Source organism: Halorhabdus utahensis DSM 12940, assembly GCF_000023945.1.
In the GTDB taxonomy this organism is placed as follows: Archaea; Halobacteriota; Halobacteria; order Halobacteriales; family Haloarculaceae; genus Halorhabdus; species Halorhabdus utahensis.
Genome location: NC_013158.1, coordinates 1,807,137 through 1,820,286 on the forward strand (window position 1 = coordinate 1,807,137; position 13,150 = coordinate 1,820,286).

At 63.2% G+C, this 13,150-nt stretch carries 10 protein-coding genes and 1 pseudogene; 3 read left to right on the forward strand and 8 right to left on the reverse strand.

Translation table 11 applies throughout. The annotated features are described in order from the left end of the window. Positions 1–106: 106 nt before the first annotated feature. Complete coding sequence (locus tag HUTA_RS08800) at positions 107–1,825, forward strand: histidine kinase N-terminal 7TM domain-containing protein (RefSeq protein WP_015789546.1); 1,719 nt, start codon at positions 107–109, stop codon at positions 1,823–1,825. A gap of 249 nt (positions 1,826–2,074) precedes the next feature. Further along, on the forward strand, positions 2,075–4,048 hold the full coding sequence (locus HUTA_RS08805) for an aconitate hydratase (RefSeq protein ID WP_015789547.1): 1,974 nt from the start codon (positions 2,075–2,077) through the stop codon (positions 4,046–4,048). A 222-nt stretch (positions 4,049–4,270) separates the two neighbouring features. Here the strand turns inward: HUTA_RS08805 and HUTA_RS08810 are convergent, their stop codons facing one another. From HUTA_RS08810 to HUTA_RS08825, 5 genes and pseudogenes are all read right to left on the reverse strand, one after another. Further along, positions 4,271–5,056 carry a lipoate--protein ligase family protein gene (locus tag HUTA_RS08810; RefSeq protein ID WP_049941273.1) on the reverse strand — a complete coding sequence of 262 codons (786 nt, stop codon included), beginning with the start codon at positions 5,054–5,056 and terminating at the stop codon, positions 4,271–4,273. Beyond that, positions 5,049–5,321 carry a hypothetical protein gene (locus HUTA_RS08815; RefSeq protein ID WP_049941274.1) on the reverse strand — a complete coding sequence of 91 codons (273 nt, stop codon included), beginning with the start codon at positions 5,319–5,321 and terminating at the stop codon, positions 5,049–5,051. Before HUTA_RS08815 ends, HUTA_RS08810 begins: the two co-directional genes overlap by 8 nt. A gap of 25 nt (positions 5,322–5,346) precedes the next feature. Then, entirely contained in the window at positions 5,347–6,720 is a 1,374-nt protein-coding gene (gene lpdA / locus HUTA_RS08820) for a dihydrolipoyl dehydrogenase (RefSeq protein WP_049941440.1), read from the reverse strand. Between the two features lie 264 nt (positions 6,721–6,984). Next, positions 6,985–7,197 (reverse strand): annotated as a pseudogene (locus HUTA_RS15885) (biotin/lipoyl-containing protein); the annotation flags it as partial. Between the two features lie 22 nt (positions 7,198–7,219). Beyond that, positions 7,220–7,564, reverse strand: coding sequence for a carboxymuconolactone decarboxylase family protein (locus HUTA_RS08825; protein ID WP_049941275.1), 345 nt, complete (start codon positions 7,562–7,564; stop codon positions 7,220–7,222). Between the two features lie 686 nt (positions 7,565–8,250). On the opposite strand from HUTA_RS08825, the gene HUTA_RS08830 reads away from it, so the two are divergent. Then, positions 8,251–9,372: a TDT family transporter gene (locus HUTA_RS08830; protein ID WP_015789550.1), complete on the forward strand. Its 1,122-nt coding sequence runs from the start codon at positions 8,251–8,253 to the stop codon at positions 9,370–9,372. Positions 9,373–9,396: 24 nt separating this feature from the next. On the opposite strand, the gene HUTA_RS08835 is transcribed toward HUTA_RS08830, so the two are convergent. The 3 genes from HUTA_RS08835 to HUTA_RS08845 all read right to left on the reverse strand — a co-directional run bounded on the left by HUTA_RS08835 (position 9,397) and on the right by HUTA_RS08845 (position 13,147). Beyond that, positions 9,397–10,401 carry a YeiH family protein gene (locus HUTA_RS08835; RefSeq protein ID WP_015789551.1) on the reverse strand — a complete coding sequence of 335 codons (1,005 nt, stop codon included), beginning with the start codon at positions 10,399–10,401 and terminating at the stop codon, positions 9,397–9,399. A gap of 378 nt (positions 10,402–10,779) precedes the next feature. Next, entirely contained in the window at positions 10,780–11,454 is a 675-nt protein-coding gene (locus HUTA_RS08840) for a peroxiredoxin (RefSeq protein ID WP_015789552.1), read from the reverse strand. A gap of 829 nt (positions 11,455–12,283) precedes the next feature. Continuing rightward, the gene (locus tag HUTA_RS08845) at positions 12,284–13,147 is read right to left on the reverse strand and encodes a ZIP family metal transporter (RefSeq protein ID WP_015789554.1); all 864 of its coding nucleotides are present in this window, start codon (positions 13,145–13,147) and stop codon (positions 12,284–12,286) included. Between the last annotated feature and the right edge of the window lie 3 nt (positions 13,148–13,150).

Here is a 13,150-nt window from a genome sequence, read left to right on the forward strand (position 1 = left end):
CGACCTGCATACTGGATATCACAGCTGTCGGTTCTATTGAGTCTTCATCCGTATTGTGTTACATATTCGTCATAGCGTTTAACATCTCCGAACACACACATGAACTGTGACGGGTGCTGCACTCGGCGACGTCCTGTACGGGTTTACCGGTGCAGTATTGGGCGTTTCAGATATCTATCCGGGAGTCGTTGCTCTCGCCGGGCTGATTACGGCCGGGCTGACCGTCGTCGGGGTACAGTATCGCGACGTCCCGGGCGGCGAGTGGTTTGCAGCGACGATGGGTTTGTCGAACGTCTGGATCGCCGGGGCACTGGTGACGGTCTTGAGCAGTAATCGGACGGCGCTAGTCCTCGCCGAAATCGTGATGACGGGGTGCAGTCTCGTCGTCCCCGTCGCCTGGACCGCGTTCGTGATCACGTACGTCGGTCTCGACTGGATGTCACAGAGCTGGCGACTGGCCGCATTGTTCGTCCCGCCGCTGGTCGGCATTGCCGCGATAGCGGCCACGCCGCTGACGAAGCTGTACTTCGCCGACGTCGCCGTCGTCCATCGGCCCGACGGCATCTCCGTCGTGAGCACGCCGCCGGGTATCCTGGCCTGGCTCGTGTTGGCGTACGTCTTCGTGTTGCTCGTCGTCGGCCTGGTGTTGATCGCACGATTGATCCTGCTGCGTGGGCTGTTCTCCCGGCAAGCGTCGTGGTTGTTGATCGGGACGATGCCGCCGTTCGTGACGGTGATGCTCGAACCCGCTGGGGTGGTCGGTGAGGAACACCTCCCGCTGGCTCCCATCGGGTTCGCCCTGATGGGCCTTGCCTATGGGTACGGGCTGTTCTATCACCGGCTGTTCGATCTCTCGCCCGGCACCTGGCGACTCGGGACCGGCGTTGCCTTCGAGGGGCTGTCCGAGGGACTGGTGATCGTCGACACACACGGCGACGTGCTGGGATGCAACCGGAGTGCCTGTGAGCGCTTCGGCTGGGAGCGATCCACAGTGTTCGGTCGGAACATCGCCGAATTCGACGCCCAGTTGAGCGGGGCAATCGGCAGGTCCGAGCCGACCGAGTTCCGGATGGACGGCCAGTGGTACGAGGTCAACAGCTCGCCGATAACGGACGCCCGGGATCGGGAGGTCGGGCACGTCCTGGTCATCAGGGACGTGACCGAGCGCCACGAACGCCGCCAGCAACTGGAGGTACTCAACCGCGCACTCAGACACAACCTCCGTAACGACATGATGGTCGTCTCCTCACGGGCGCAGGCGCTCGAAGATCGGTACGACGACCCCATGGCGCGGACGATCGTCGATACGGCCACGGATATCGTCGAAATGGCCGACAAGGCGCGAGCGGTCGAAGAGAGCTTGCGTGAGACCGAGGGGGAAACACAAGACGTCGACGTCGGTCCATTCCTCGGCCGGCTGATTGAGAACGTCTGTGGGGGAGACCAGGATGCTCCAGTCGCGATCGACGTCGAGCCGGGCCTCTCAGTGCGGACTGACGAATCCCTGCTCATGATCGTAGTGGCCAATCTGGTCGAGAACGCGATCGAACACGGCATCCGTGACGGGATGGACGCCGACCGGGCGCCCGTTCGAATCAGTGCCGACCGGGTCCTGGACGGTGTCGCCATCGAGGTCGCCGACGACGGTCCCGGGATCCCCCAGTCCGAACTCGACGTGATCGAACGGGGCACCGAGACCCCGACCAGCCACGGGCGCGGCATCGGACTCTGGCTCGTAACCTGGGGGGCCACTCGACTCAACGCGGACGTGACGTTCGACACTGACGACGGGACGACCGCCCGACTGGTCGTTCCCGATCGATGATTTCGCGTGTGGGCTCCCGATCGATGATTTCGCGTGTGGGCTCCCGATCGATGATTTCGCGTGTGGGCTCCCGATCGATGATTTCGCGTGTGGGCTCCCGATCGATGATTTCGCGTGTCGGTCCTCGTTCGGCGATGGCGTCTGCCATGGACGATCATCGCAATACGACGGAATCACGGGACGGCGAACCCGCAGCATTCGCGCCAACACCGGGGATTTATGTCCGTGCGTGGCCTGTCTCCGGACGATATGGGACAGACGCTCACAGAGAAGATTCTCGACGACCACCTCGTCGACGGGGAACTCGTCCCCGGCGAGGAGATCGGGATCGAGATCGATCAGGCACTCACACAGGACACGACGGGGACGCTCGTCTGGCTGCAGTTCGAGGCGCTGGACCTCGAAGAGGCCCAGACCGAGCTTGCCGCCCAATACTGTGACCACCAGACGTATCAATTCGACTTCAAAAACACCGACGACCACCGATTCCTGCGGTCTGCGGCCGGCAAGTACGGCGCGTATTTCTCGCGGCCGGGCAACGGGATCTGTCACCAGGTACACAAGGAGCACTTCGCCAAGCCCGGCAAGACGATGCTGGGCTCGGACAGTCACACGCCGACGCCCGGCGGGCTGGGCGAGCTGGCGATCGGTGCCGGCGGGCTCGATCTGGCGGTCGCGATGGGTGGCGGGGCCTACTACATCGAGATGCCGGAGATCGTCAACGTCCGGCTTGAGGGCGAGTTGCCCTCGTGGGCGACTGCCAAGGACGTCATCCTTGAGTTGCTCCGCCGACTCACCGTCAAGGGCGGCGTCGGCAAGGTCCTGGAGTTCAGCGGGCCGGGCGTCGAGTCGCTGACGGTCCCCGAGCGGACGACGATCACCAACATGGGGACGGAACTCGGCGCGACGACGTCGATCTTCCCGACCGACGAGGAGACCAAAGACTACCTCGAACGCCTCGGCCGCGGCGAGGACTACGTCGAGATCGGCCCGGACGAGGACGCCGAGTACGCCGACCAGATCACGGTCGATCTTTCGGATCTCGAACCGCTGATCGCGACGCCGTCGATGCCCGACAACATCGTCCCGGTGCGGGAGGTCGCGGGCGAGGACGTCGAGCAGGTCATCATCGGCTCGTGTACCAACGGGGCCTACGAGGACATCCTCCCGTCGGCGAAGATGCTGGAGGGTCGCGAGATCGACCCGACCACGGAGATGATCGTCGCACCCGGCTCCAAACAGGCTTCAGAGATGCTCGCCCGCGAGGGGTGGGCCTCCGAGATGATGGCCGCCGGCGTCAACTTCTCCGAATCGACCTGCGGGGCCTGTATCGGCATCGGCCACGTCCCCGCAAGCGATTCAGTCAGCCTGCGGACGTTCAACCGCAACTTCGAGGGCCGGTCGGGCCTGGAAGACGACAAGGTCTACCTCTGCTCGCCCGAGGTCGCCACCGCGGCGGCCATCGCCGGCGAGATCGTCGATCCGCGCGACCTCGCTGACGAACTCGGGATGGACGATCCCGGCTTCGAACTCCCCGAGGAGTACTACGGTGCGGACACGGACATCATCGAGCCCGAGAACGCGGTCGACGACGAACTCATCAAGGGGCCGAACATCGGCGAGGTGCCGCTGAAGGATCCGATGGACGAACGGCTCGAAGGGTCGGCGCTGCTCAAGATGGACGACAACATCACGACCGACCACATCATCCCGGCGACCCAGGACATCCTGATGTACCGGTCGAACGTCCCGAAGCTCTCGGAGTTCACCCTCTCGCGGGTCGACGAGACCTTCGCCGACCGCGCCCTGGAAGCCGACGGCGGCTTCCTCGTCGCCGGCGAGAACTACGGACAGGGCTCCTCACGTGAGCACGCCGCTCTCTGCCCGATGTATCTCGGCGTCGAGGGCGTCCTCGCTCAGAGCTTCGCGCGAATCCACAAGGCGAACCTGTTCAACTTCGGGCTCCTGCCCTTAGAGATCGACGAGGAAACGTACGAGAAGATCGAGCAGGGCGACGACATCGAGATCGTCGAGGACGTCGCCGGTGCCGTCCGGTCGGGTGCCGAGGAGTTCACGGTTCGCGTCAACGACGAGTGGGAGGCCACGGCGACGCTCGACGCCTCCGACCGCGAACGTGAGATTCTGGCCGACGGTGGCAAGCTGCCACACACGAAAATGAAGTACGCGGATGCGGGTAGCGACGGGACGCCGGCCGACGACTGAACCCTCCGCCCTTCGAACAACGCCGTGCTGATCTCCTCATTTGGCCTCGTGGACGCGACCATTTTCGCGGGAGTGTTGTCGGATTTATAGCAATCGAATCGGGACGGCGAGTGGTAGCGTATCTTCGAGTCCATATGTAGCTCACTGAGCGGTGTTTGAAGCGGTATGTACGAGTGATGACCCACAGCCATCAGCAAGAGCTCCCCGGAATAGCAGACGGTCTCAGAGCTGTCGGTTCCACTCGGCAGTGTCGAACTGCTCTTCGACGAGTTTCTGTGCGCTCGCGAGCTCGTCCTCAGTAAGCGCGCGCTTGGTCGCGCCTGCCTGCTCGCGGACCTCCCGTTTCAGTGCCCCGACGACGTCCGAACGCGTGGCGTCGGCGTGATCGGCGATTTTGGCGACGCGCTTCTCGGCAGAACTGATCGCCTTATCGGAAACTTTCTGTTCACCGATCCGGAGGACCCGGAGCATCTCCGCGATGTCGAGGTCGTAACTCATCGTCGTGTGATGCAGGACAGCACCGTCGGTTCGACGCTGTGCCGAGCCACCGATCTTGCCCTCGGCATGAGCGATGTCGTTCAGTGGCTCGTGGGCGGCGTGGACGCCCAGGTTTCGGAGCGCGTCGATAGCCCACCGGTCGAGGTCGGCATAGCTCCCCCGGATGTCGTCGCTCACCATCTCGGCGGGCAGGTACAGCGAGTAGGTGACGACCGCCCCCGGCTGGACGAACATCGCGCCGCCGCCGGTGATCCGCCGGACGACGTCGATCCCCTCGCGTTCGACGTACGCGGGGGCGACCTCGTCGGCGTAGGCCTGGAAGCGCCCGAGCGCTACCGCCGGCGAGTCGCGATACCAGATCCGTAGCGTCGGCCCGATATCGCCGCTTGCGACGCGGTCGAGCAGGACGCGTTCGAGCGCCTGCTGGGTGGCCTCGCTGTAGGTCCCCGAGTCGATAATCGTCCAGGGCTCGTCGGTCTGGCGTGCCCCAGCCGTAGATTCCTCAGTCATCGAGAGCCTCCATCGTCAGGTCGGCGACGTCAGCGGCCGAGAAGCCGATTAGCGTCGCGTCGACGCCTTCGACGGCCGCCAGGATCGTCTCGCGGTCGACGTCGACGGGATGGCCCTCGATCGCGGTTTCGATGTCGGCGCGCGCCGCGGGCGGTTCGACGAAGAAGTCGCCGGTGACTCGGACGTCGTCGATCCGGTTCTCGGCCTCGACGTCGACGCGGACGAGTTTGCCGTCGGGTACTTTCTTCGAAGCTCGTGGTGGCATAGTGGGGAGAGTGATGTGGGCAGAGTCAGTCCGCGGTGTGGATCGCCTCGCCACGGGCGTTCGCGGCGGCCTCCATGACGGCTTCCGAGAGCGTCGGGTGGGTGTGGACGGTTTCGGCGATGTCGGACAGGCGGGCGTCCATCTCGATGGCGAGAGCGACCTCGGCGATCAACTCGGAGGCGTTCGGGCCGACGATCTGTGCGCCCAGGATCAATTCCGTGCGTCGGTCGGCGACGATGCGGACGAAGCCTTCTGTGTCGCCAAGTGTTAGCGCCCGGCCGTTGCTCGCGAGGGGCATCCGGCCCACGACGGGGTAATACCCGTCGTCGCGGGCGTCGTTTTCGGACATACCGACAGTCGCGACCTCGGGGTCGGTGAAGACGACGGCAGGCATCGCCTGATAGTCCAGGACGGACGGTTCACCGGCGATGGCTTCGGCGGCCACTTCGCCCTCGCGGCTGGCCTTGTGGGCGAGCATGGGTTCGCCGACGACGTCGCCGATCGCGAAGATGCGCTCGCAGGTCGTCCGGCCCTGGGCGTCGGTCTTGACGAAGCCGTCGTCGTCGAGTTCGATCCCGGCCGCTTGGAGGTTCGCGGTGTCGGTGACGGGTTCGCGACCGCCGACAACGAAGACCTTCTCGGCCTCCAGGGAGTGACGATCGCCGTCCTCGTCTTCCGTGTGGACGACGATACCGTCGTCAGTCTCTTCCCAGCTCGCGGCCATCTCGCCGAACCGAAAGTCGATGCCGAACTCGGCGGCGCGCTCCCGGACGAGCCGTGAGATGTCGTCGTCGTAGCCGCTGAGCACGTCGTCGAACATCTCGACGACCGTGACGTCGGTCCCGAGCTTTTCGAAGACCGTCGAAAGCTCCATGCCGATGTAACCCGCGCCGATGACGACCAGCGAATCGGGCCGCTCGTCCAGGGCGAGGGCGTCACGCGAATCGAGGACGTACTCGCTGTCGAAGGGGAAGTCCGGAATCTCGATCGGCCGGCTCCCCGTCGCGACGATCGCGTTCCCGAAGTCGATGGCCGTCTCACCGTCGTCAGTCGTGATCGTCGCCCGCCGGTTGTTGACGAACTCGGCGACGCCATCGACGACGGTGACGCCCTGTGCGTGACAGAGTTGCTCGACGCCACCGGTAAGCTGGTCGACGACGTCGTCCTTCCAGCCCGTCAGCTGGTCGATATCGACCGTCGGGTCGGCGCTGACCCCGAGGTGTTCGGCGTTTGCGGCCTCGTAGGCGATGTCCGCGCCGTGGATGAGCGCCTTCGAGGGGATACATCCGTAGTTGAGACAGGTCCCACCGACGGCGTCGTCTTCGACCAGCGTCACGTCCAGGCCGAGTTGCCCGGCGCGGATGGCCGCGACGTAGCCACCGGGACCGGCACCGATGATGAGGACGTCGGTCTGTTCGGGGACGCCCTCGACGCTGCCCGGACTCGGGACGTCCGCCGGGGTGCCCTCGCCGACGGGTCGGACCGTCCGTTCGGACGCACCGCCCGTCAGCTGGCTGGCCCCACCGACAGCGTCGGCGGAGTCGTCGTCGGGTTCCGACGGTCCGTCCTCGGTGGGTTCCGGCGGTTCGGCGGGTTCGCCACCCTCGCCGTCTCCACTCTCGGAGGGGTCGTCGGGATCGGCGGCCTCGTAAGTGAACAGCGTCTCGCCGACTTCGACGTCTTCGCCCTCCGCGGCGTCGCACGCTTCGATCGCCATCGTCTCAGGGGCGGTTACCTCGACGATCGACTTGTCGGTCTCGACCTCGGCGAGAAGCGTGCCCTCGGCGACCGTCTCGCCGGCCGCGACCTCGAGGGCGACGAGTCGGCCCTCCGTGGCCCCGTCACCGAGATCAGGGACTGCAAAGGCTGTTGACATCTGAAATAATGGAGGGGAGTCCTCAGGCGTCCTTTTCGGCTTCTAGTTCCTCGAGGATCTCGTAGGCCTCGATCGCGTAGGTCATCGCCGGACCGCCGCCCATCAGGACGGCGACTTCGAGCGTCTCGATGACCTCCTCGCGGGTCGCACCGGCCTCGAGCGCGCCGTCCATGTGCCAGAGGACGCAGTGTTCACACCGCGCCACACACCCGACAGCCAGGGACATGAGTTCCTTGGCCTTCGTATCGAGCGCCCCCGGGCTCTCTGTGGCTTCGACGTAGCCAGCGAACCCTTCGAGGTTCTCGGCTTCGCCAACGAGTTGGTGGAGACTTTGCTTCATCTCGGCGAGTTCGTCGGATTTCGACATCACATATATATTCGACTGTAGCGGCATAAATTACTCGAAATATGGCGTTAGAGCGCCTAATACGCGTGAAATCGGCACATACTGGTGACTGTTGGCCCCGCCCCGATCGACGATATCGCGTTCGATCCGCGGGGGCACTCCCACGCCGACGCCATCCCACTGGTCGCGACCAGCAATTCGCCGTCGGGCTTGGACCCGTCGTCCGGCGTGACGATCGCATTGGCCGCGGTATCGATTGCCCGCTCTCTTCTCTGGTGGGCGAGGTCGCGCTTGCTATCCCACGTCTCAGTCGTGGACGCGACGGCGCATGCCGGTAGGGCTGCTTCGACGGTCTTGTCTTATTCGACCATTACTATGGGTTGGATACGTATAAATATAGGCGTAACACCGTTAGGACGCCCTCAAAATAGCTACTCTTGGTGACAGGGTCCTGCGTATCCTTGTAACATACGTACAACAGCCAGGCTCGGAAACTGGTGGCATTCCGACGCTCGCGCCCGGTGCGGTGGGCCACAAGCACTTATACCCGACCTGTCGCCTCCGGGAGAGACGATTCAACCGTTCGACGATACCCGCACCGTCGTTGCTCGTGCCGGTGTCTTTCGTTCCTGATTGTTTGTAGCTGATTTACTGATCGGAATCCTTATCCGTATTATTGGGTAGTATTTGGATGAATACACAAGACCATGAGCGCATCGACGACACGGACCGGACGGACGGAGTCGCGGCTGGCCGGTATCCCGGAGTACTTTGGACCGCAGTGGTTCGGTTCGACGATGGGGACCGGTGCCTTGGGTGTGGCCCTTGCGCTGGTCGCTGCCGAGTACTCGCTCGGGCCGGTCGCCACGCTTGCACAGTTTTTCGTCGTGTTGACGGCCATTCTGACGACCGTCTTCACCATCCCCTGGGTACTCCGAATCGTGACCCACCCGGATCAGGTCCGGACGGATCTGTCACATCCGATCCGGAGTCAGTTCTTCCCGACGATGCCGATTACGCTGATCGTTCTCGGTGTTGGCATTGCTCGGACGATGCAGGGTGTTCTTCCGGCCCCTGTTCTCGAATCAGTGCTGGTCGGGTTGTTCGTGACTGGCAGTATCGGTATCTTTGGGTTCGGACTCCTGTTGGTCACGATCATGTTTGTCAATAATAATATCGGCACCCACCACGGTGTATTCGCGTGGTATATTCCACCAGTTTCGCATCTCGTGATCCCGCTGTTGGGGTTCTGGCTGGTCGAAAACTACTACGCCGGGAGTGCACTCGGCCAGTTCATCTTCGTCGTCTCATTGATGGCGCTCGGCGTCGGGAGCTTCATGTTCATTTTCTTCGGCTCGATCATCCTCCATCGCTACGCCTACGAGTCGTTGCCGGAGGAGAAACTCGCGCCGACGTTCGTGATCGGGCTCGCGCCGACGGCCGTCCTGGTCATTGCCATCGGACGGTTCATCCGTGCCCTCCAGGCGGGCGTCGGATTCGACCTCGCCGTCGAGCCCATCGTCGCGAGCATGAAACTGCTCGCGATCGTTCTCTGGGGCTTTTCAGCCTGGTGGTTCCTGTTGACGGTTGCGGTCCTGGCTTATTACCTCAGCCGTCGCGATCATCCGTTTTTCTTCACCTGGTGGGCCTACACGTTCCCGACTGGTGCCTTTGCGATCTCGGCGGGTGTGATGGGCCACCTCCTTGAGGTTGCGGCCTTTGAAGCGATCCTGGCCGGTGTCACCGGGCTGCTCGTGATCGTCTGGACCGTCACGGCCCTTTTTACCACCCGGATGATCCTCCGTGGGCACGCCTTCACACCGGAGTGACATCCTTCGTGCCCGCCACAACGATCAACCGAACAGCAGCATCGACGCGAGCAAGGAGAGCAAGCTCACGACGAGCAGCGACGAGAAGACGACCAACACTGGTTTGATCCCGACCGACCGCATCTTCCGGAGGTCGATCTCCATGCCGAGACCGACGAACGCCACGAGGAACAACCCCTGGTAGCCCGACGTGAGGAGTGCAACGTCGTCCGAAGAAAGCAACCCGAGACTCGCGATTCCTGCCATTGCGAGAAAGCCGATGACGAACTTGGGAAACTCCTCCCAGAGGTATCGCCAACTGGCACCGCCGGCCTGTCCGGTATCGCGTTGTCGGGCATAATACACCGCATAGAGGACGGCGACGACCCCGATGAAGACGTTCCGGCCGAGTTTCGTCACGGTGGCCCACTCTCCGGCCTGTGGCGAATAGGCGAAACCGGCTGCGATGACGGGCCCCGTCGAAACCATACTGACTCCGGCCCAGGTGCCAAAGACGATGTCCGGTAACTCGAGGCGGCGACCGATGATCGGATAGACCGCCAGCGTGGCGGCATCGAACAGCAGAATCGTCGCGACGGCGTAGGCGATCTGCTCGCTTTTGGCGCGGACGCTGCCGGAGACGGCGACGATGGCTGAAACCCCACACACGGCGTACCCGGCCGCCAACAGCGACCCCAACCGCTCGTTGATCCGGAAGACATTGCGTGCGATCGCCTCACCGATCACAAGGCTGATCGTCAGAAACCCGACGACGAACACCAGCAGTGACGGCCCGACGCTGAACAGCTGTCCGATCGCGATCCGTGCGCCCATGAGGACGATACCGGTTTCCAGCCAGAGCTTGTGCGTTGCGATGCCGCCTTTCGCCCAGGCCGGAGTGCCGACCGTATTGGCGAGGAGTGCACCGAGCCCAACCGCCACGATCAATTCATTGATCGGCACGACTGTCCCCGCAAGCAACTGTGCGAGCCCACCGCCGAGTGCGAGCAACACTATGCCGGGAAACACCCGAGCGACTGATCGTCTCATCGTCTACTACAGATTGTGTACTCTCTATTATGTTACAAATCGGCTAGAAAACGATGACAAAGGTGACGACAATCATACCCAATAAAACGGCTTTCCAGCCCCGTTCAAGCGATTTCCACCCTCTGCTGAGTTGGCCGAACTGTGGACGCCGGACAAAATTGGATTCACTCATGCTGACAACAGCCTATAGAAGCGTCATAGATACCGGAAATATTTATATAATTGGTTCGGCAAACCCTGCTAAAAATACTGATAAATCGGCTTCGTCACGCCGGAACGACACGCCGAAACGGCGGCGGCCAGACGCGTCTTCGGGAACGTCGAGAACTGGTTCGACGGGGCTGAGTAGAGTGCGTCGCGCTGGAGTTGCCTGCGAGGCTACTGCTCGGAGAGGGTAAACCACCAGTCGTACTGCTCGTAGCCCTCGTCGTCGGCCTCGCTCTCGCGCTGTTCGACTGCCCCGCGACTCCCCGGCGGCGGCAGGAGGACGCGATCGTCGAAGCGGTCGTTTTCGGGCCAGTTCGCCGGCGTGGCGACGCCCTCGTCGTCGCTCTTCTGGAGGGCGTCCAGCGAACGCAGGATCTCGTCGATGTTGCGGCCGATCTCCTCGGGGTAGTACAGCACCTGCCGGACGACGCCATCGGGATCGACGACGAAGACGGCCCGGACAGTACTCGTCCCGGCACCGGACTGGATCATGCCGAGTTGTTCGCCGACCCGGCCGCTCTCGTCGGCAATGATCGGGAAGCCGATCTCGACGCCGATCTCTTCTTCGATCCAGTCGACCCACTTGAGGTGAGAGTGGACGCGATCGACCGAGAGGCCGATCAGATTGGCATCGCGTTGCTCGAACTCCTCGCGTCGGTCCTCGAAGGCGACGAACTCTGTCGTACAGACCGGCGTGAAGTCGCCCGGATGGCTGAAGAGCACGACCCACTCGCCCGCGTAATCGTCAGGGAGGTCGATCTCCCCGTGCGTCGTCTCGACTGCAAGGTGGGGGAACTCATCGCCAATCAACGGGATACCGCTCGCGTCATCTGTCTCGGATTCCATTGCATTATCTTGTACTGGATTCACAATATTAAAAACTTCGATTCGATTTCAGAAGGATATTTTGCTGAAGTACAAATCATTGCTTACTACCTGTCGAATTCGCCATCTCGATTGTGGCTCCCCGGACGATGGAGGCGGCGACCATCGTGGCGAACAACACCAAGGCGAATCGCCACCCGAAGTATGCGAGGAACGCAGGCAACACTGGGAGTTCGATCGCACGGTTGTACCGGAAGACGGCGATCACTCCGTCCGAGAGGCCCTGGTCGCGCAGGTCGGCGAGAAGCGCATTCCAGGCGTAGGCGGGGCCGTGGCTGCGTGTTCCAGCTACGGTCGCGACGAGATAGCCGGTCGGCGTGTGCCGACTCGACAGTCACGGCGATCGGATCGCGGGCGAGCAAGACGTGGCTGAGCGCGAGGGCAACCCGGATGACCACGAGAACAGGGGCGATTCGACCCAGGGTGGTACCACTTTTCGCGAGGGCCGCGCTCGGAAGCGACGACGGCGCGTGCAGCGTACGTGACGGCGACGACTCCCAGCAAGCCATAATCCAACCGGGACCCGCGTTGGGACGCACCCCCGGATCGATCGCCGGGGCGGCCCCGAACGCCGACTCAAATTGGGCTGGCGTCACGATGGTCCGAAGCAGGCCGACCAGCAAAACGACGGTCAGCATGATCGGTGCGGCATTGCGGAGGCTCTTCGACGCACGTCGCCCGGCCGCACGGAGCTGGTCGGCCCAGGTCCCGTCGCTCATCGTCCGGCCTCGCCCTTACCCCGCTGCTCGTCCGTCCAGTGGGCGGTTCCCGAAACGAGTCACTGCCGCGTTCACCCCATCGCGAGCGCTTGCCATAGAAGGAAAATCGCCCCCGCGCCCGAAAGCGTGCTCGCCACGGCGTACTGCCGAACTCGGTGGATATTTCGCGAACACTGGATCGTCCCATGACCGCTGGAATCGGCATGTGAGCCGACATGGGAACACTCCGGCAACATGTCGATCGCGACGTGAGCGAACACACCCGTCGAAACCCCATAGAACACTGCCTGGACAACAGCCGAGAGGTCCGGCGTCAGAATCGACAGCGGGATCGCCGCGATCGCAACTGCCGAGGCGGGGACGATCATCACGATCCGCGGGATTCCGGACTGTTTGAGTGCTTCCGACCCAGTGAAGCCGGCCGGGAACTTGTGAGCGAGGATCCCAAAGCCAAACAGCGCCGAGAGATCAGGTAGGGACCCGTAGACGACGCCCATGATCGACCCTGCCGCGAGGGCGTGTAACGTGAGTTCACTCACGGCGGCGTTCAACGGAAGGTCGTAGTGACTGAGGAGGTGGCCGAGTTCGTGGCCGGCGTACCCCAGGAGGTATCCCAGCGCGATGGCGAATCCGCCGTACTGCGGGTGGCGGCCGATGGCTTTCGGCGCGAGCAGTGCTGCGGCGCTCGCGAGCATCGCGCCGCTGGCGAGGCCGTAGGCCCAGACCTGTCGTTCCGGCGTACTGAAATCCACAAATAGACTGATCGTCACGCCCGCGACCATCGCGAGGAAGCCGAAAGCGACGACGAGGACGAGCGTCGTGCGTTCGGTCATGCTCCCGGCCGCCAGCACGCCGGCGAAGATGATCGCAGTGACAGCGCTGACGGCCAATGCATTGCGATCCCGTCGTGTTTGTCCGGTTTTCGTTCCTGTCATGGT

Excerpts from the sequence above, each read along its gene's own strand:
- HUTA_RS08835 (WP_015789551.1), bottom strand. The coding sequence starts at position 10,401 with ATGAGACGATCAGTCGCTCGGGTGTTTCCCGGCATAGTGTTGCTCGCA.
- HUTA_RS08840 (WP_015789552.1), bottom strand. The coding sequence starts at position 11,454 with ATGGAATCCGAGACAGATGACGCGAGCGGTATCCCGTTGATTGGCGAT.
- HUTA_RS08810 (WP_049941273.1), bottom strand. The coding sequence starts at position 5,056 with ATGACTGAGGAATCTACGGCTGGGGCACGCCAGACCGACGAGCCCTGG.
- HUTA_RS08825 (WP_049941275.1), bottom strand. The coding sequence starts at position 7,564 with ATGTCGAAATCCGACGAACTCGCCGAGATGAAGCAAAGTCTCCACCAA.
- HUTA_RS08815 (WP_049941274.1), bottom strand. The coding sequence starts at position 5,321 with ATGCCACCACGAGCTTCGAAGAAAGTACCCGACGGCAAACTCGTCCGC.
- HUTA_RS08845 (WP_015789554.1), bottom strand. The coding sequence starts at position 13,147 with ATGACAGGAACGAAAACCGGACAAACACGACGGGATCGCAATGCATTG.
- HUTA_RS08830 (WP_015789550.1), top strand. The coding sequence starts at position 8,251 with ATGAGCGCATCGACGACACGGACCGGACGGACGGAGTCGCGGCTGGCC.
- HUTA_RS08805 (WP_015789547.1), top strand. The coding sequence starts at position 2,075 with ATGGGACAGACGCTCACAGAGAAGATTCTCGACGACCACCTCGTCGAC.